The 20693-nt window shown below is 36.9% G+C and carries 16 protein-coding genes; 7 read left to right on the forward strand and 9 right to left on the reverse strand.

Going from position 1 to position 20693, the window contains the following annotated elements:
• Window positions 1-255: 255 nt before the first annotated feature.
• Both IPI31_11280 and hemB read right to left on the reverse strand, forming a co-directional pair.
• The gene (locus IPI31_11280) at window positions 256-2535 is read right to left on the reverse strand and encodes a T9SS type A sorting domain-containing protein (protein ID MBK7568393.1); all 2280 of its coding nucleotides are present in this window, start codon (window positions 2533-2535) and stop codon (window positions 256-258) included.
• A 527-nt stretch (window positions 2536-3062) separates the two neighbouring features.
• Window positions 3063-4031: a porphobilinogen synthase gene (hemB, locus tag IPI31_11285; GenBank protein MBK7568394.1), complete on the reverse strand. Its 969-nt coding sequence runs from the start codon at window positions 4029-4031 to the stop codon at window positions 3063-3065.
• 86 nt (window positions 4032-4117) lie between these two features.
• On the opposite strand from hemB, the gene IPI31_11290 reads away from it, so the two are divergent.
• From IPI31_11290 to coaD, 3 genes are all read left to right on the forward strand, one after another.
• Window positions 4118-4960: a DUF3822 family protein gene (locus IPI31_11290; GenBank protein MBK7568395.1), complete on the forward strand. Its 843-nt coding sequence runs from the start codon at window positions 4118-4120 to the stop codon at window positions 4958-4960.
• A complete protein-coding gene (locus IPI31_11295; GenBank protein ID MBK7568396.1) occupies window positions 4951-5553 on the forward strand; it encodes an RsmD family RNA methyltransferase in 603 nt (200 codons plus the stop codon). The genes IPI31_11290 and IPI31_11295 overlap by 10 nt, the downstream gene beginning before the upstream one ends.
• Window positions 5554-6480: 927 nt before the next feature.
• Window positions 6481-6945, forward strand: a complete 465-nt coding sequence (gene coaD / locus IPI31_11300; GenBank protein MBK7568397.1) for a pantetheine-phosphate adenylyltransferase — start codon at window positions 6481-6483, stop codon at window positions 6943-6945.
• Here coaD and IPI31_11305 read toward each other — a convergent pair.
• A complete protein-coding gene (locus tag IPI31_11305) occupies window positions 6929-7576 on the reverse strand; it encodes an NUDIX domain-containing protein (GenBank protein ID MBK7568398.1) in 648 nt (215 codons plus the stop codon). The genes coaD and IPI31_11305 overlap by 17 nt on opposite strands.
• Between IPI31_11305 and IPI31_11310 the strand changes: the two genes are divergently transcribed.
• Both IPI31_11310 and IPI31_11315 read left to right on the forward strand, forming a co-directional pair.
• A complete protein-coding gene (locus tag IPI31_11310) occupies window positions 7575-8219 on the forward strand; it encodes an orotate phosphoribosyltransferase (protein MBK7568399.1) in 645 nt (214 codons plus the stop codon). The two genes, IPI31_11305 and IPI31_11310, sit on opposite strands and share 2 nt — an antisense overlap.
• A complete protein-coding gene (locus tag IPI31_11315) occupies window positions 8204-8725 on the forward strand; it encodes a hypothetical protein (protein ID MBK7568400.1) in 522 nt (173 codons plus the stop codon). The genes IPI31_11310 and IPI31_11315 overlap by 16 nt, the downstream gene beginning before the upstream one ends.
• A 101-nt stretch (window positions 8726-8826) precedes the next feature.
• Here IPI31_11315 and IPI31_11320 read toward each other — a convergent pair whose 3' ends face one another.
• Window positions 8827-8919 carry a T9SS type A sorting domain-containing protein gene (locus IPI31_11320; protein MBK7568401.1) on the reverse strand — a complete coding sequence of 31 codons (93 nt, stop codon included), beginning with the start codon at window positions 8917-8919 and terminating at the stop codon, window positions 8827-8829.
• Between the two features lie 176 nt (window positions 8920-9095).
• On the opposite strand from IPI31_11320, the gene IPI31_11325 reads away from it, so the two are divergent.
• Both IPI31_11325 and IPI31_11330 read left to right on the forward strand, forming a co-directional pair.
• Window positions 9096-10181: an acyl-CoA desaturase gene (locus IPI31_11325; GenBank protein ID MBK7568402.1), complete on the forward strand. Its 1086-nt coding sequence runs from the start codon at window positions 9096-9098 to the stop codon at window positions 10179-10181.
• 130 nt (window positions 10182-10311) lie between these two features.
• Window positions 10312-11391 (forward strand): hypothetical protein, encoded by a 1080-nt coding sequence (locus IPI31_11330; GenBank protein MBK7568403.1) that lies wholly within the window; start codon window positions 10312-10314, stop codon window positions 11389-11391.
• A 189-nt stretch (window positions 11392-11580) separates the two neighbouring features.
• Here the strand turns inward: IPI31_11330 and IPI31_11335 are convergent, their stop codons facing one another.
• From IPI31_11335 to IPI31_11355, 5 genes are all read right to left on the reverse strand, one after another.
• Entirely contained in the window at window positions 11581-12798 is a 1218-nt protein-coding gene (locus IPI31_11335; protein ID MBK7568404.1) for a T9SS type A sorting domain-containing protein, read from the reverse strand.
• An 88-nt stretch (window positions 12799-12886) separates the two neighbouring features.
• Window positions 12887-15412 (reverse strand): T9SS type A sorting domain-containing protein, encoded by a 2526-nt coding sequence (locus IPI31_11340; GenBank protein MBK7568405.1) that lies wholly within the window; start codon window positions 15410-15412, stop codon window positions 12887-12889.
• Between the two features lie 25 nt (window positions 15413-15437).
• A complete protein-coding gene (locus IPI31_11345; protein MBK7568406.1) occupies window positions 15438-15824 on the reverse strand; it encodes a hypothetical protein in 387 nt (128 codons plus the stop codon).
• Between the two features lie 192 nt (window positions 15825-16016).
• Entirely contained in the window at window positions 16017-18182 is a 2166-nt protein-coding gene (locus IPI31_11350; protein ID MBK7568407.1) for a T9SS type A sorting domain-containing protein, read from the reverse strand.
• A gap of 4 nt (window positions 18183-18186) precedes the next feature.
• A complete protein-coding gene (locus IPI31_11355; protein MBK7568408.1) occupies window positions 18187-20307 on the reverse strand; it encodes a T9SS type A sorting domain-containing protein in 2121 nt (706 codons plus the stop codon).
• Window positions 20308-20693 lie beyond the last annotated feature (386 nt).

The following is a 20693-nucleotide window of genomic DNA, read 5'->3' on the forward strand; positions in this document are numbered from 1 at the left end:
AAATCTAAATATGTTAAAATAATTCAACTGTAAAGATGGTATAAAAAAAATGAAGGAATGAAGGAAAGAAAGAATGAAAGAATGAAAGAATGAAAGAATGAAGGAATGAAGTCCGAACTCAAAACCCTGAACTCAGAACTCAGAATCCCGAACTCAGAACTCAGAACCCCGAACTCAGAACCCAGAACCCAGAACCCCGAACAAAAAAACCCTCCGTTTCCGGAAGGGTTTTCTGTTCATACTGGCTGATCGATATTACTGTTTAATGAATTTTGCGTTTTTGGTCTCTCCTTTTTCGTTTGTGGAGATCATATAATAAATGCCGGAAGGGAATTCACTTATGTTCAACTGAATCACCTCACTGCTAACGATCATGTTTTTCATTAACTGGCCGTTTATGTCATAACATGTTAATGTATTAACACCTTCAAATTCGGTAAGGTTCACGTTAATTAGATCCTTAGCCGGGTTTGGATAAACCTCTATTTTTGAGGTGGTTGAGTTATTTAACTGCGACTGTTTACCGGGTAATATGGTAACTGTGTAATCTTCCACTTCGCCCTTTGCAAATGTTTCGCAAGAGCTTGCATAACCGCCGCGTTTCATGGATACACGCATCATGGTGTTTCCTATAACAGCGCTTATTGGAACGGTGAAGGAGTGCGACTCCCAACCAATCTGATCAGAATTATAAGAAACGATATTTTCACCGGCATCCGTAAAATCAGCATCTCCGTTAAAATCGATCCAAACATTCCAGTATTCGAAATGTGGCAGACCTGTCATTGCAGCGCTCAAAGTAAAAGAATAAGTAGTACCCTGAACCATGGAAACCGACAAATAGGTAAAATCAGAATACCCTCCCGTACTTTCAATGGTGCTGTTTAACAGGTCAGATACATAAACAAGATCTATCCAATCTCCTGTGGCATTTACACCTGCAGAAGTGCAATAGGTTGTGCCTAAAGTAGTAAAGGTAGAAGTTGTAGAATAACCTGTTGGACCACTATTGCAAACTGCCTCCACATGATATTCATACGTAGTTCCTGATATCAAACCACTGAGTGAAATATTGGTCTGGTCGGTAGTAAGACTGCTCCAGATTGGTGAAGTTGTAGTCTTATATTGTACATGATATAAGTATGCGTTTGTTACTGGTAACCAGCTTATTATGCTTTCAGTTTCAGTGATTCCCGAAACAGTTATTCCCGTTGGAACCGAGCAAGGATCAGCGCCGGTATTATCAAGAAAATGATAGGTAAGCGAGTTGATATCCACAAGAACAAATGGATTACCTCTGCTGTCGATGTTTATGCGTCTTCCACTTTGATATTCATTGATGGTATCTTGCGCATATGTCCAGACAAGGGTTCCGTTGGATTTGTATTTAACGGTAACAAATTGTCTTGCTCCGAGATTAAATCCTCCCGGAAAAGGTCCACCAATTCCGGTTACAAAAATGTCCCCATCGGTATCAATTGCCATATGTCCGGGAATTTCATCATTACCTGTATGTTCATCATATCTTTTCGACCAGGATAAAACGCCGTTCAAAGTTACTTTCAGTGTAAGCCAATCCACATATCCGCTAATTCCGGTTTGCGTTCCGTAAGCGAGGACTACCATTTTATTATCGGGTGCAAGTTCCATTCTGGAAGGAATTTCCGCTCCTCCAAAATCGAAAAGTTGATGCCACATAAATGTACCGTTCGATTTGTATTTAAAGATAGAAAGATCAGATGCATAACCCGGCGTGCTCGACGTAAGTAAATAAACTTTTCCGGTATTATCTATCATTGCATCAGTGCCCCCAATGCCTGCTTCTGTTTTGGTCCATTTACTGTTTCCGTTCACATCCAATACCCAGATAACCGCATTCGCCAACCAATAATTGGTATGTCCGGCTACTGCCAGTCTGCTGCCATTTAGGCGAATTCTGGAAACAAAATGATAAGGAAACCCTGAAATATTTTTTGTGCTTACCCATTCAATTACTCCTTCCGGGTTCACTTTAATTACATTGAAACCAGTTGTAGGATATCCCGACACATTTCCCGCACTCGCAATAAAAACATTATCTGCAGGATCTGCTACTGAACTTACATTTGTGCGAAACAAACTGTTATTCCACGGACTGAAATCACCTTCGATAATATTTTCCCACAACATAGTTCCTGAAGCGTCATATTTAATTGCCAATAATGCATTTGCAGCTCTTCCTTCTGTTGGAGAGGTGTAACGGTAACCAACTAAAGTAACATTACCCAGACTATCCGCATGTACCTGCGTAGGGTATACATAATTGAATATAATGGGAGTTGTATAATGGTTCTCCCATTGTAAATTTCCGAATTTGTCAAATTTTCTAGCGTAAATGGAGCCATCCCAACTTGCAACAAAAACATTGTCGTTTTTATCTATGGTTGATGTTGCTCCTGTTCCGGTTCCGTCGCGTATCCAATCAATGGATTCATCGGCAAATAATGCTGAGGTTAAAAAGATGCTGATGAGGAGAGTACTTAATGATCTTGTCATAGTTTATTTTTTTTTATGATACAAAAGTAGGGTTGTGGATCGCCCCTAAACAATGACATTAAATGTGCCTTTCCGATGGAAAAAGAGGAAAAATGAATATAAATTCAGGTAAAATATGAAGTAGTTAAGAAGTATTCAAGTGATAATCAATGTATTATCAACCTATCTGGAAACAAATAACCAAAATTTAAGCACTTCACAAAAAGGTGACTTTCGTCAATTTTAACAATAGTTAAATATTAAGGAAGATTAATATAAGTCATTTTGTTTCACATACGAATATTTTATTCCACACTAAGAGTCGCAGTCGCAGTAGCAGTTGGCAGTTAGTAAACCGGGAGATTGTTCCTACGAATTAAACGTTTTCAGCCCTTCAACCCCTTCAACTCCTCCTAACCCTGAAAACCTTTTATGTGAACAGTTGAGTAGTCTATAGTGAGTGAGCCCAACCCAGAACTCAGAACTCAGAACCCAGAACTCAGAACCCAGAACTCAGAACTCAGAACTCAGAACCCAGAACCCAGAACTCACACCCATTTCTTCTCCAAAATATCCTTCGCATGATACGTAATAATAATATCAGCCCCGGCTCTTGAAAATGCGTGCATATTTTCCATTACGATCCGCTGTTCGTCTATCCAACCTTTTAAAGCCGCAGCTTTTACCATCGAATATTCGCCGGAAACATTGTAACATGCAAGTGGAAGGAGGGTATTTTCTTTTACCATTTTAATAACATCCAAATAAGCCAGAGCGGGTTTTACCATTAAGATATCAGCACCTTCATCAGCATCCATTAAGGCTTCTTTTAGCGATTCACGTGTATTTCTGAAATCCATCTGATAAGTTTTTCTATCGCCAAAAGATGGGGCGGAATCAGCAGCTTCACGGAAAGGGCCGTAGTAACCGGAAGCATATTTTACAGAATAACTCATGATCGCGGTATTGGAAAAGCCGCCTTCATCGAGTTTTTGGCGGATGGCACCAACACGACCGTCCATCATATCGCTCGGGGCCACAATATCAGCGCCGGCTTCGGCGTGCATGAGAGCCATTTTAGCCAGTATATCCACACTTTCGTCATTGGCAATTTCGTGACCGTGAATGATGCCGCAATGCCCGTGATCGGTGTATGCACACATGCACACATCGGTGGTGATCATTACATCGTTGCCAAAATCGGCACGCATTGTGCGTACGGCATTTGCCACGGCGTTCGTAAAATCGAAGGAAGATGAGCCTTCAGGATCCTTATCTTCCCCAACTCCAAAAAGCAGAAATTTATTGATACCAACTTTCAGACATGATTCAATTTCTTTGCTTAGAGTATCCGTTGAAAAGTGATAAACACCCGGCATGGCGCCAATTTCGTGTTTTATGTTCTTTCCTTTCATCACAAAAAGAGGGTAAATGAACATATTTTTGTTAAGTTGGGTCTCAGCCACCATTTCGCGTAAAATTTCAGTTTTGCGCAATCTTCTCGGACGAATAAACATAAAACAAGGTATTTTAGGCTGCAAAGTTACTACTACATGACTGATTTAGAGGTCACTTGAAAAAAACAGCTATTTTTACGCCCCATATGTATAATTACATAGACAAAGATTTCAATAAGGATTTTACTAAACATTGTTCGCTGTTGTTTCAGTTGGAGGAACAACAATATTCTTTTGCCATTTATGAAAAGCGCAGCGGACAGTTGCAGGTGCTGAAAACAGTGCAATTGAACGCAGCTTCTCCATTGGAAATGCTCAATAAACTGAAAATTTCTGTCACCAGTGAGGATGTTTTACAGGTGCCCTTTCACGAAGTGAAGGTTGGAATTTGCTGTACGCCCTTTACATTAATACCTCGTGTAATTTTTGAGGAGGATAAAAAACGCAATTATCTGGAACTCACTGCAACGCTTGCAAATGAAGATGTTGTTTTGGTGAATAATATCAATAAGTTATTTATTAAAAATGTTTTTTCCATTTCCTCGGAAGAATTAAATTATATAGACGAAGTTTTTCCAACGCCTAAAATAATGCATATAGGCACATCTATTTTAGAAAATGCCGTTCGCAACAAGGAGGATTTTTATGATCAACAATTGATACTGGATATTAAACCCGGCGTTATTCATATTTTATATTTCGAAAAAAAGGAATTCAAATTCATGAATCAGTTTCGGTTTGTGAACAAGGAAGATTTTTTATATTATGTATTATTGGTTTCTGATCAATATAATATCGACCGCGAAAATTGTGATCTGAAATTATCGGGTGAAATTATGCCTGATTCTCTTTTATTTGGTGAGTTGTGGAAATTTTTCAAAACGATCTCCTTTGTTCCTTTAAACGAAAATATAGTTTTGCCGAAGGAATTACAGGAAAAACCTTTTTATTACTACAACAGTCTGATGAGCCTCGACCTATGCGAATAAACACCGGAAAATTTAAAGGTCGCCGCTTTAATCCGCCCAACAATTTACCTGCAAGACCAACCACTGATTTTGCAAAGGAAGGATTATTTAACATCCTTACCAATAATTTTGCTTTGGATGAAGTAAGTTTTCTCGATCTTTTTTCTGGCACCGGAAGTATTAGTTTCGAAATGGCATCGCGTGGATGTGAAGATATAGTTAGCGTAGAATTAGATAAACGCAGCATCGATTTCATAAAAAAGATGTCGGATGATCTGGAGATGAACATTAATATTCTGCGCATGGATGTTTTTGAATATATACGCTCCACTAAAAAGAAATTCGATATCATATTTGCTGGTCCGCCCTATCCATTGGAAAACATTCCCGCATTACCTGAAGAAGTTTTTGAAATGCAATTATTAAATCCCGGCGGCTGGTTCATTCTCGAAACAAATCAAAAATACACCTTTGATGACCATCCGAATTTTTTGCGGAAGCGGAATTATGGGACGACGTTTTTTCACATTTTTGAAATGGGGACACGGGACACAGGAGACATCGGAACGGTGGAAGAAAAGGGGAACGCGGATGACGCTGATTTGGCGGATTAAAAAGTATAAAAATTCTATAATAAATAAGGATAAGTTTTGATTAACATGGGGAGTTTGCAATTTACGAAAAGTACAGTCCTGAAAGGACGACCCATTTTGTAACAACGGACTTTAGTCCGTGCGAAATACAAAAAAGGGAATCCGCCAGTGGCCGGACAGGCGCGGATGACGCTGATTTGGCGAATTTAAAAAGGTAAAAATAGAGGACACTGGAATCGGGATACGGGACACGAGAAAACAAACGGTGGGATTTAGTAAAATTTACGCCTAAAAGTGTCCCCACAGTGTCAACTCACACAAATAAAAAATCAATTATACCCGTGAGGGACTCTGTGAGTTCGGAGATTTATGTCCCAATTCCGCCAGAGTCCCACATTAAAAATAACATAACATTAAATGATTTATTTACTGTGTAGACTCTGGCGGGCCAGTCGTATAAAATTACATCCAAGACGCCCCCACATAGTCTACTCACACCTATAAAAAATCAATTATACCCGTGAGGGACTTTGTGGATTCGGAGGATAATCCAATTCCGCCAGAGTCCCACATGAAAAATACTGTAACATTAAATGATTTAATTTCTGTGTAGACTTTGGCGGGGCAGTCGTATATAATTACATCCAAGACGCCCCCACATAGTCTACTCACACCTATAAAAAATCAATTATACCCGTGAGGGACTTTGTGGATTCGGAGGATAATCCAATTCCGCCAGAGTCCCACATGAAAAATACTGTAACATCAAATGATTTATTTTCTGTGTAGACTCTGGCGGGGCAAAATCTACATGAAATGGGCCACCTGAAAACAATCACAACACAAAAATTTCGCTAGAAATTTAAACTCCTTGTCCTCCGTAGCTTTAGCGAAGGAGGACTACTCCTTTCTCCTTTCTCCTTTTTCCTTTTTCATTACCTTTACCCCATGTCCAAAATAGCTGTCTTTCCGGGGTCATTTGATCCGATAACCTTGGGTCATGTGAATATTATTGAACGTGCCATGCCATTGTTTGATAAGATCATAATTGCAATAGGGGTTAATTCGCAGAAATCAGGGTATTTTACCTTGGAGCAGCGGATGAATTGGCTGCAGGAAATTTATGGCTCGACAGGGAATGTAGTTATTGAAAGTTATGAGGGATTAACGGTTGATTTTTGTAAAAGACAGGAATCAAAATACATCCTGCGCGGTTTGAGAGGGGTGTCGGACTATGAATACGAAAGGGTAATTGCACAGACCAATAAAACCATGTATCCGGAAGTTGAAACTGTATTTATTTTGAGTGCTCCCGAATTCTCACATATCAGCTCAACAATAGTCAGAGAAGTGCTGCGTCATAAAGGAGATATCAGTAAATTAGTACCAATGGTAGTTAACCGTGGTGCATAGTGGAAATTCCGGTATCCACCACTAAACGAATATTCGCGTAAGCTTTATCCAGTTTATCTTTCACATTATTGGAATCTATCCATTTTGCAATTTCAATATCCTCCTCCGCTTGCGGCACAGGGGTTGTGGTATCGTTGCACATCATAAGGTACCAATGTGTAACTTTTAACACCTTTGTTTTATTTTCCAATAAATACGTGTGATAGGTCTTCATTAATTTTTTAACGATGGATAATTTTTGAAGTCCGGTTTCTTCCCTAACCTCTCGCAAGGCAGCAACTTTTTTTCTTTCACCAACATCTAATTTCCCTTTCGGAAGATCCCACATATTTCTGCGGAAGATCATGAGAATTTCATCTTTATTATTGAAAACCAATCCTCCTGCAGCTTTAATTTTTTTATATCCAATAAATAAGGAATCGCGAATTTCTTTGGCATCGTCACCATAAATGGTAAGACTTTTTAAAACAGAACTGTTCTCAATAATATTAAATGCCTTGTCAATTTCTTTTTTTTGAGCAAAAGAATACACCGGATTTTTGTCATCTGTAGTAGTATTACCAAGCGGAAGTGGTCCCGACATAATATTTACCGGCACTTCGTTGATGAAAATTTTATAGCTTTGAACCATGCTTTTTAATTCTGACGACGCAATTTTATTCGCTGAAAAACTTTTATCCATAGGAGCCATCAAACTCCGTCCTGAGGAACCCTTCACCTGGGCAAGTGGCTGGAAGTCGCCAATTTACTGCGACAACCGCTTAACCTTATCTTTTCCCGAAATTCGTTCGTGGCTCAAAGTTACGCTAGCCGACGGGATTCGACAAAAATTTCCTGATGTGGAGATCATAGCCGGAGTTGCCACAGCAGGCATTCCGCACGGTGCATTAATTGCGGAAGAACTCGGATTGCCCTTTATTTATGTGCGCAGTGAAGCCAAAAAACACGGGCTGTCTAATCAAATTGAAGGAAAATTGGCGGAGGGAAATAAAGTTGTGGTGATAGAAGATCTCGTTTCCACCGGCGGAAGCAGTTTAACCGCAGTAAACTCTTTGCGAAACGCAGGAGCACAGGTGGAAGGGATGTGTGCATTATTTACCTATGCATTTGATGTTGCAGATATTGCATTTGCAGAGGCAAAGTGTAATTTATACACTATCGGCGATTATCCTTCACTTATAAAATATGCTATTCAAAATAATATCATTGCAATAGAAACAGAATCTCAGTTAAATGAATGGAGAAAAAATCCCTCTGCATGGAAACAACAATAATGAATTTTATTGTTTTAGGAGCAGTGGCTGGTTTTGTCGGGGGAATTATTAATATGTTCTTGTGGCGACAAACTCTTCGCAACAAAAAAATATTTGGAATTAAATTACAGCAAGGATTTTCTGAAGTGTTAAAAGAAAGTTTTGATCCGGCGTTGCAACAACCCGGTTTAGGAAAGTTGGATAAGATACAGGAAAACATCATCAAGCTGTTTGATGATTTTATGGCAAATAAACTCACCCAAAAAATGCCCGTATTAAGTATGTTCATCGACGAACAACTCATCAGTGAAATTCGTGTAATATTTCATGCGGAAATGGAGGAAAGTTTACCGAAATTGTTGGAAGAGAAATTAAATTTTACCGATAAGAGTTCAGAGATGTCCATGTTACTTCAGAGTGCTATTAATAAAATGATTAAAAAATATACCCGCCAGGCTTTATTTTATTTATTAATAGGTGTAATTGGCGGGGGAGTAGTAGGATGCTTATTTGCTATAATTATTTAATCCCCGAAATAAAAACTTTGCGGCTTTGCCTAAAATTTATATTTTTTTCACGCAAAGCCGTAAAGGCGCAAAGATGTGGATTGTGCTTCACCGCGAGAAGTTTATTTCTGCACGATAAATTTAGTGCTTAACATTTGACTTTCACCAGCAAGATTTACAAAATATATTCCTGAAGGAAGATCTGATACATTGATATGGTTTCAAGATGTTAAAATTGACGCTCATACCAAAATTTCAACTTTTCGAGCCTAAAAGGCCTCTCTTGAAATGACCTTCGACTCTACTCCTGCAAAGCTTTGAGACTAATCCACACAAAAGTCACCTCTTTCCAACCAATCCCGTCGTATCTTTGCACAAAAGAAGTATATTAATGCATTCGATAAAATACGTTTCTACCGATAAAAAACAACACGAATTTTTTGCTACCGTAAGGAAAAATGTAAATCAATACTTTCAGGAAAAAGGCATCTCCAAGCAAGCCAATGGCTTCATGTTCATGAAAACCATTGGAATGTTGGCCATTTATCTTGTGCCTTTTGTATTGATCTTGACTGTCGCAATGCCTGTTTGGGTTGCACTCATTCTCACCATTGTTATGGGATTTGGAGTTGCAGGAGTGGGTATGGGGGTAATGCATGATGCGGTTCACCATTCCTATTCGAAAAAACTCTGGGTAAATAAATTATTTGGCGGAACACTTTATTTACTGGGAGCCAATGTGCTCAACTGGAAAGTTCAACATAATATTCTTCATCATACCTACACCAATATTGAAGGACTTGATGAAGATATTGACGCACCCGGACCATTGCGTTTATCGGAACAGCAACCCCTTAAAAAAATACATAAGTACCAATATATTCACGCATTTTTCTTTTATGGTCTATTAACAATCACAAAATTGATATTGGATTTTGTGCAATTAAAAAAATATAATGAAGTTGGTTTAACGCATGCACAAAATGCAAACCCCAAAGCCGAGTATATTAAAATGGCTATCCGGAAAATTGCCTATTTAATTGTAATTATCGGATTGCCATTATTGTTGACCGATTTTTTATGGTGGCAAGTATTACTCGGATTTGTAATTATGCATTGGACCGCAGGTTTAATTCTGAGTATCATATTTCAATTGGCTCATATTGTGGAAGGTGCACATCAGCCTATTCCAACTAGCGAAGGCACCATTGAAAATGACTGGGCCGTGCATCAACTAAAAACCACTGCCGACTTTGCGAGAAACAGTCATTTTTTAAATTGGTATGTAGGGGGATTAAATTTTCAGATCGAACATCATTTATTCCCGAATATTTGTCATATACACTACAAAAAAATATCTCCGATCGTGGAGAAAACTGCAAAGGAGTTCGGTTTGCCTTATAATTTGAAGCCTACCTTATTGAGCGCATTAGCATCGCATGTGCAGCGTTTGAAAGAATTGGGTACGGCGTCGTGAAAAATTCTAACAAAAAGGGGCATTAATCTAAGGTGTAAATAATAAAACATTTTTATAAACAATTGGGTTTATTTTGGATTCGAAATTTCTAAATTTGGGTCATGGCAATAAAGCATCAAAAAATTAGTTGATGAAATCAATTTTACACTCAATTTTATTAGCTGCATTTATATTTATTTCTTTAAATTCATGTGATGCACAAAATAAAACTAATTGGGGTGAAACTAAAATTCAGATCTCAGAGGACTATAAGATTCAATGTATTACAAATTTAAAAGATTCATTAATATATATTGGTGGGTATGTGATAAATGGTGGAAGGAAAGATCTTGAAAAATGCGAACCATTTTTAATTTATAGTTTGAATAAAGGGATTACATGGCAGAATGCTGTGAATGTTGAATGCAATAGTGTTGAAGAATTGGAAATTATTAATGGATTTCTTGTAATTAGATGTCTTAAATATATTGCTGATACTAATAATCCTTCACGAAGTGAAACTGTATTCTATTATCTTAATATTAGGACTAACAAAATTTCTTCAATTCAACCACTTAAAGAAAAACACATATCCTCCGCTTATCTTGTTAATGATAGTACTATTATTTTTAATATTACACATAATCAATTTGGCTCAAGCTATATAATATCAAAAGATTTTGGTAATTCATGGAATGAACTACATTTTATCGAGAATATCAAATATGACTTGTTTCAAGATAAAGCACAATTCAACAATTTGTTATGGGGAGTTGGCACTAAGTTCCCAGACTCATTGTTTATTGCAAGCTTAAACTTTGATACTAAAAAAATAAATGAAGTTGCTACCTTGAAAAACAGCACTTTTTTTTCGTTTTGTAGCGATTATAATCAATTTTATGTTATAGTTAAAGAGGGTTCATGGTTATCATGCAACAAAATAAATAATTCTACAATGGATGACACACCATATTTTAGATACCGAATAAGAGAAGGTATGTCACCTCGGAATTGTTTTCTTAAGGATAATTTGATTTTAATAATAGAACAGTCAAAAGATTTCTTTCCTTCTTATGCTGTAAATTATAAGAAAACCAAAGAAGAAAAGTGGCAAACAATAAATGTTCCAAATTTAGTATTTCCCTTTAATTCTTTTGATCACGGTCACCTTTATTATATTTCGGTTAATAATATTCTTTTGCATTTAGATTTTAATAAAATTGATTCTTAGATATGTTTTTAATAAGAAAAATGTTTATGTAGGCAGATTTAACCCCGGTAGGGGTGGCATTATTATAGAAAAAACACCCATGTATGCAGGAATGTACCCCCGGTAGGGGTGGCATTATAACCCATAACACAAAGTTTTTCGTTGAGATAAAATGCCATCACTATTTGGCGTGTTGATTGATACATCGAACTAATTCCCTTCCTTGATCACTTTTTTAACACTAATACCATTGTAGGATTTACCGGTTAAAAAATACATTCCGTTTTGCAGATCTGAAAGATCGATTGTTGTAGAATTTATTATAGGAATATCTATCGATCTTACCAATTTTCCCTGAATATCAGTAATATAAAATAGAGTAGGAGATGTTATTCCTCTTATGGTTAAAAATGTATTTACCGGATTAGGATAAACATTAAATTCATCAGCAATGGTATTTGATATAGCAATAACAGTAGTATCCTTTTCTCCCTCCGGAAAAATAAAAATTTGTGAAATAGGAATATGATCTGAAGCATAATGTAAAGCATTTGCCACATCCACAGTAACTGATGTATTAGGTAAACTATTAATTGAATCATTAAAATGATTTCCGTCGTTTCCAATTGCTTTTAAACTGCCCACAAAACATTCCATACCTCCGGAAGCATTAATTGCTTTAGAATACAACATCATATCAAACCTATCGTCCATACCGCCCGTGGCACCTCCTCCAAACGACCTTACCCTCGGGCTTTGTGTGTGATAGGGAGCATTTATACTATTATTCCAGGTGGAGGTTAGAACATCTTCTAAATTATCAATTACAAACCCATTGGAAGAACTGTCCAATAATGCGATATAGGCCGCCTCATTTTCTCCATAAATATTAAAATCACCACAAATAATAAAATTTGCACTGTCGGGTAAAAGTGCTGTTGATTTACGCAAACTGTCCACTTCCCCGGCTCTCAAAACTTCATTTTCACCCCCGGAGCTTGCTTTTAAATGCAGCGAATAAATATAAAATATTTCATCTGACGATTTGTGTATCAATTTAAATTGATTGATATCCCGCAAAGCTGTTTTTACGGGAGTATTGGAAATAAAATCAAATTTATCCTTCCTATAAAAAATGCCATTATCCGTATCATAACTATTAATAAAAGTTCCCATGGCGTAATTGGTATCTATTTTGGAAATTACGCTATCAAATAATCGGTTGGCACCGGATAATTCGATCAATTCCTGAACTACCAGAATATCGGGATGTACACTTTCGATAACAGTCACCAAAAAATTTTCTTTATTATTTCCGGTATTGTCGAAATTCAATACATTATACGACATAAAAGTGCAGGTGTCCTGTGCCCAGATTATTGAACAGGAAATACAAATAAACAACAATACACAACATCCTCTTTTCATTATAAAATATTTCATTTGTTCAAAAATCGGGAATTATTCCTTAATAGTTTCGAAATAATTATAAACTAAACTCAGTCAGATAATTATATCATTTTATTTTAATCAATGGCAAACTGGTAGTATTATGTTCCTGTTGAAGAACTACCATGTAATTTCCAACTGCTAAATGTTCAATATCCAGTGTTATCAAATTTGTTTGATGGTTAATATTTTGTTGGAATAATAACTGTCCCTGTAAGGTATAAATATAAACTGCAACAGATTTCTCTCTATTTTTTAATTCAATATTTAAAAATTCGGAAGTGGGGTTTGGGAATAATAAAACCGTGTTCTCATTCTTTAATTCATTAAGTGCAGTTGTAACCTGGAAGGAGCCTGCTTCAATATCCGCACCGCAATCGTTCGTTACTACCAGCGTTACATCCCATGTATTCGCAAAAGGATATTCATGCCAGGGATTTAATTCATAAGAAACTGCTCCATCACCAAAATCCCAATATGTAGTTAAAACATCCGTGGAAGTATTGGTAAATCCAAGTGTTAGTGGACCAAGCGGTTCAGAGGTAAATGCTGCAACTGGTAAAGGTGTAATAGTCAGAGTTATTGTATCACTGTTTGCACAACCGGTTAATGGATTTATTACATCAACATAATAAGTACCACTTTCGGTAACAAATAATGTTTGTGAAATTGCTCCGGTATTCCATAAATATTCCGCTCCAATATTTTCCGCATCCAGCATGGTGCCTTCACAAACAACACCATTATCTCCCAAATCAATTATCGGTAGTGGATTAACAATAATTTCTGAAGTATCGGTGGTATAACATGCAATATTAGAATAATAAATGACCCAATAATTTCCGGATTCAGCAACATTAATAGTTTGGGTACTTTCACCTGTGCTCCAAATATAATTTTCTGCTCCGGGCCCTGCATCAAGGGTTACGGTAGTTCCTGTACAAACAGCTTCATCATCGAGTTCAACAACCGGTGGTGTAACAAAATTTATAGTTTCGGTTACAATTGCATCACATGGAGTAACTGCAAATCGCCATCCTTTTTCCACCATAGAAAATGGATTTTGATTGTATAATTCATCCGTAACATATGCGATCGTGCCATCGATATTTTCAATCCCTTGAGTAATGTCTCCACCATCATCCTCAATTTCAGTAATATGAAAATCTATTGCATTGGAAGTTTCATAGAGAACTATCTGTCCTGTAATAGTTCCCGCTCCGCCGTAATGAGTAACTTCATCATATTCTACTATGAATCGGCGAAAGGGAATTGTTCCCTGAATTTCATATTTGATATCACCACCGGCATCCGGATTAAGATCTGTCCAGCATAGTGCAATAATGTTATTAGGATTAACCGGATCGGGGAAATGTTGATTATTATAAGAGTTTGATCCGGCGCTGAAACCTATTAGTCCGTTGGAGGATACAAAAAGATGGTCATATTCATTTCCAAAAAAAGTAAAATTAAATCCTATATCAATATTGTCAATATAGGCATCATCACCTAGATCTAAATCATCAGGAGAGGCTAAAAAATAAGGAGCAAAAGGGATTTCAGTCACTGTATATTCCCCTTCAGTTATAAAGGTATATGTGATATCAGTACTACTACCAACACCACCCACAATAGAGGGATCTAATTCACCGGTTAAGGGATTTACTATTCCATCTCCGCTCCATGTTCCGCCACCGGCAATAGGGCTCGGAAAAACAGTGCCGCCACCATAACAAATATTTTCAGGAAATCCTGTTGTAATATAAGTAGAGGTGTTAATTACAATTGTGTTATTTGTATCATTTATTGCGAGTTCATCCGCATCATAGTTTACCCAACTTACAATATCGTGTGGTCCTTCCGATGATAGATCTCCGGGTGCATCGAAATTATAGATGTAGGTATTTCCGGCAGGTAAAGTTCCTGCAACCGGCTCAGTGACAGGAGTTCCGCCATCAATGGAAAAACTAACAGAAAAACCGCTTGCGTTTTCAGTTCCAAAGTTCTTTATAGTTACAGAAATTGGTTCCGAATCGCTTAGATCGCATGCGTCGGGAATGTCGGTTACAGATAGAATAGAGAGGTCATTATCCAATCCAAGAATATTGACTGTGTAATCTTCGGCTTCTCCATAAGTTTCAGTTCCACATGCATCAAAATCAAGTCCCCCATAAACACATCTGATCCTCAGTTGTGTTGATCCGGGCATTGCGGAAAGGGGCACTGTGAATGGAACAAAAATTTCTTCTCCTGCAGGCAAATTAAAACCGATAAATAACTCCTCATCAGAAGCAAACACAAGGTCATGATCATAGTCGACCCAGGCGCGGTATGACTCACCAAAATCAGGAGTATTAATAATATGTAAATCATAAGTATTCCCTACAATAAGAGTAGTTGTAAGGGCTGTAAAATCAGAATAACCGCTTCCATCCCCGCCGCCTGAACCGAGATTTCCGATAGTATTTAATTCAAAACCGTCGATAAAGTCGTTGTCTGTGGTCCCTGCGGTATAGTCAGGTATGCAATATTGGGCGCGCGAAATTCCTGTTGTTAATGCAAATAGCAATAATAACCAGCTGACTTTTTTCAAATGTGTGCGAAATAATAAGGTGAAACTATTTGTTCATTGTCTCCATATACATAACCATTTTGGGAGCACGTTTTGTAAAATAGTCGTTCCATCTTGCAGCATCCCACATATTTCCTGCACTATCTCTTAAAGGCAGAACCTGCATGCTGATCTTCTTTTCAGCAAAATTGCCAGTCATTGTAATGTTGTTATCACTGAAATTTGTGCAGAATTGATTCATTACCTCCTGGCTGATGAAATTCATAGATGTAGCATCTAATACATACCATTCTGCCAATGGAAGGTCAACCGGCAGAGTTATAACCAATTGGTCGTTAATAGTAGCTTTTGTAGGGTCAGCAGCGGGTGTGGCAGCTTTTACAGAAAATATCCCAACAGTGATGAGGAGTACAGAAGTAATTACTTTTTTCATTTTTTTTACGTTTTGTTGGTTTAAAGATAAGTGTATTTTTGAACTATTAAAATAAAAATTCACAGCAAATGGTGTATTTTAGGCTAGCGGAGTCAAATTTGTGATTTTAAGGGATTTGTAACAGTTCACGATCAGTTGATTCTAAAGTGAAAAAAGGGTAAATGCGTATTAAATCATGGGAGGATGTAAATATTATTTTTGCAGGATAAAGCTTGTTGAGGCAAACGACCTTATTCCTGTTAAAGTTACCAGGTAAACGCCTGAGGTTTTAATATTTTGAAGAGAAATTGTTTCATTTTCAGAATATATTTTCTGAACAAACACCAAAGAGCCAGTGGAGGAATATATTTTTAATTCAGCACCTATAAAATTTTCAGTGGTTTGGATATGCAAAAGTTCGGTTGCCGGATTTGGAAATAAAAACAACAAATTATTCTCATTTTGATCTGATATTGCGGTACCGAGATCTTTTTCAAATATCATTAATCCCCCTCTCACATTTCCACAAACAAAATCCATATTACCATCGCTATTAATATCCGCACCTTGAATAGTAGAATAAAATCCTGAATTATTTGGAAGATATGCGGTATCTGCAAGATAAAATTCTCCTTCAGGTGCAATTTCAAGTTCATTAAATTCAAATACAAATCCACTTTGAGATCCTACCAATAAATAAAGTGAATCATTTTGGTTGCGATATAAAAATGGCATACTATATCCTGTAATAAAACCTGATTTACGTACATCAACTCCTCCCCAAATATCATTTTCCAAAGTAAAAACAGGATCAGTTGAAGTTCCGGTGTTGCGATAATAATTCAGGTTGCCATTTTGTTCACCGCTGATCAGATCTATAATTTCATCACCGTCAATATCAATTAAGAATGGAGAGGAAAAGGCTCCCACATCCAGTGCCTGGTATGGATAAACAATTGTGGCAAAAGTAGCCTCACCGGTTGGCCCGGAAAGATTTTCGAGATAAAGAAACATTCCATCACTTATGCCGCATATCATATCCTCATCTCCGTCATTATCAATATCTGCAAATGCAGGAGCAAGATGATTAAAATTATATTGCGCCAAAGAACCGAAATCTCTGGTAATTAATTCGTAAGCAGGGGCAGTTGCGGTTCCTATGTTTTTATATAACCAAACACCGCGGAAAAATATATAATCATTTCCATAAGTATTTCCTACCCCTAATACAATGTCTAATAAATTGTCGTTATTATAATCAAAAAATACAGGTTTAGAATATCCACCGGCATCCACCATCTGATTAATAAGAAAAGTATCCGTATTAAAAACAAAATCGAAGGTATCGTTCGTATTTAAATTTTCGTATAACCATACATGTTGTGTATTTAATCCAAGCAGATCATCATTTGTTGTTGCAAGCAGATCCTCATCACCATCATTATCTGCATCAATTAAAAATGCTGCAGGAAATGTGGACATGTCGAATTGGACCGTATTTTTTGGGAAAGTTGAATCTTTATCATCCATTTCTGCATAATCGGAATTGCCGCCGTTCCTGTAATAGACCAGATTATTACAAGAATTATCACCAAGAACTGCGTCAGCATCGCCATCACCGTTTTTATCGAAAGTGACAATGGTGGAACCAATATGGCCTCGCATTGCACTGGCATCCTCCAATGCCCCTTTACAACTTATATGTAATGTTCCACCGTAACAGGAAAATCCCTCATACATTTCTCCCCAACAAAATTCATCCACTTCATAAATTAAACTATCGCATCCGTACCCTGATTCAACGGAAATGTTTTTATAAAAACGAATAGTTGTGTTTGAAACGGAGAATGACAATACATCCATATCTCCATCATTATCAATATCATCAATGGAAGGTATATCAGTTCTGCTGGTATATAGTGCAATTTTTCCACCACCATCTGAGTTGTATTCCAATGTTTCTTTTGCGAGTTCGAATGATAAAACTCCGGCTGTCATTACACCGGTATACACTTTTGTTGAACCTATAAAATAGGTAAATATGTCGGGAATATCATCGCAATTATAATCTCTGAGTAAAACCCAATCTTCCATATGTGGAAATAGGGTATTGTATTCCGGAGCATAAGTAAAACTACCGGCTCCATTGTTTATCATACAGAAATAATTCCATCCTCCCCGGTCGTAAATAAAAAGATCCTGCTTGCCGTCGTTATTAAGATCTATTTCTGAAAACTGTGCTGCTGATAATCCGCCTGTTAATGGTGCTCCAATACTAACACCCCACTGTGTAAAAGGTATATTATTTACTGGAATATATTGAGCAAAAATCTTTGCGGTAAATAAAATTAAAAAAAGAGGGAGGAAAGAGAGTTTCATTTTTTTAATATTTAATAAATTTACCGGTAAAAATTTGCCTGCTTTCTGCATTCGTAAATGCCACAAAATAAATTCCCGGATTCAGATTAATTACATCACAAGATAATTTATTTGTTCCTAAAGTAAATTGTTCTTTTTTCACCATTCGTCCATCCACAGTATAAATAGAAACAGTTAAATTCTCAGTAACCACACCTTCAAATGTTATAATATTTTCTGTTGGATTTGGATAAATTAAAAAGGAGGAATTTGAAATGCCATTCTCTGATACCGCAACAGAATTTTCATCGCGATACATACTTATGCCTCCTCGCTGATTTCCTGTTATTAATTCCAGAAGTCCATCGTTATTTAGATCTTTTAATTGAATACTGCTGAATGCACCTTCATCCAAATTATTGAATGTAGAGGTGATTTTAGTAAATGCACCGGTAAAATCCGGCGTTGGATCATATAAATAAATTGTTCCTGATTCACAACCCACATATAATTTATAAGTATCAGTATTTATTTTAAGAAGGAAGGGAGTTGCATGTCCGGTTAATACTCCAATTGTGCGCACATCCACATTTCCCCAGAATTCACTTTGTAATGTAAATATAGGAGCGGCGGCTGTGCCGGTATTTTCGTAATAATTGAGGTTGCCATTTTTTTCACCAATAATAAGGTCAGGAAGTTCATCTCCTGTTATGTCTATTAATTGAGGTGCAGCATTTGCTCCGGGATCGATACCCTGATAATTGGCAGCAAATAAAATAAATTGGGCTGGTCCATCGGGTGGACCAATATTTTTAAAGAAGTGAACAAACCCATCACTTTCTCCAAGCAACATATCTTTATCTCCATCATTGTCGAGGTCGCCGAATGTTGGCACTAGCGAAGTGAAATTAAATGCTGAAATTCCTGCAAGGTCGCGTGTTATTAATGTGAATTCCGGATCTGTAACAGTGCCGGTATTTTCATAGAGCGCAAGTTTGCCCACATTGTCACCTGCTTCAAAATAACCGTAATTTCCAATAATGATATCATCCAATCCATCGTAATTAAAATCAAAAAATACAGGATATGCTCCTTCACCGAGGTCAACCATATCGCTCACAAATAAAGAATCCGTTTGGAAATCGAATTCATAGGTTTCATCATTTGAAACATTTTCGTAAAAGGCCACATTAATTAAATTTTCTGCCAGGTTGATATTATTTGGAGATACCAACATATCCTTTTTGTTATCATTGTTGACATCAATTAAAAAAGGAGCTGGAAATATCGGAACCTCATAAGGAAGGTCATACGCAGGAAATGTAGTATCCTGATCGGTAATATGTGCAAGATCTTTGTCACCGCCATTTACCAGTTTATTTAAATTGCCGAATGCAAGATCACCCAAAACAACATCCATGTCATTATCGGCATCCTCATCAAATATCATAAAAGTGGAACCTGCATGCACGCCATCGGTTGTTTTAGAAACACCTTTGCAGTCGTAATCCAACTCTACTTCTTTTGTTAATCCGCTTTCATAAAAATCTCCCCAACAAGAATTAATATGTTCCAGTGCAAGTGTTCCACAGGGAAGTCCATCTTCAATTTGATTATTGATATAATGATCTACAATACCACCAACCGGATTAAAGGTCAGTACATCAATGTCACCATCAAAATCAACATCTGCAAAGCCGGGTATATCAATGTAACCAACTACCATGTCAAAGGAGAAACCGGCTTCCGTAAATTGTAATTTTGGTATGTCCTCTGCAAACGTAATGGTAAATCCGTCGTATGATGCTAAATATGTTTTAACACCACCATCATAACCTGAAATTATATCTTCAATGCCATCACAATTATAGTCCACTAAAATTGCCCAATCAGAAAGTAATGGAAAGCTCTGTTGATATTGTTGCCAATAAAAATAATTGGTCTCTCCAAAAGATCCTTCATTTATTAAAACAAGGGATTTATTTCCAGTGCGATCAAAAATAAAAATATCTTTTAATTCATCATGATTGATATCAATTGCAGAAAACTGCGGATTATTTAATCCTCCGGCAAAAGGGAATTTTAATGTATTTCCAAATTGGTTAACCTTAATATTATAATCGAAAATATAAGTTTGTGCCTGCATGTTTTGGAGCAGTACGAAAATTAGAAAAAGTAGTATAATCCTGTCCTTTATTACCATAAAAAGAATATTCATAAAGATACAAATGAAATAACATTTTAAAACCCTCATTTATTAAAATTACGTAAATATGATAAGGTGTTTGTGAAATTGGCACGAAATTGTATTTATGCAATACCAGTTAATGCAACATCTATTATTTAAAACTATTAAAAAAGCGAGCTATGAAAGCGAAAAATGTGCAACAAATCGTATGCGCAGAGGGCTCGCGAACTTTTGGGCCCGGACGCGTAACTTCTAATCCTGAACCTGGTGAACAGGGCAGGCAACGTGAAATTATTATTATTCAAAAACCATCGCCGGCGGTTCTTATCACGCAATAAATATTT

This window comes from Bacteroidota bacterium, from assembly GCA_016706865.1.
Lineage (GTDB): Bacteria > Bacteroidota > Bacteroidia > Chitinophagales > BACL12 > UBA7236.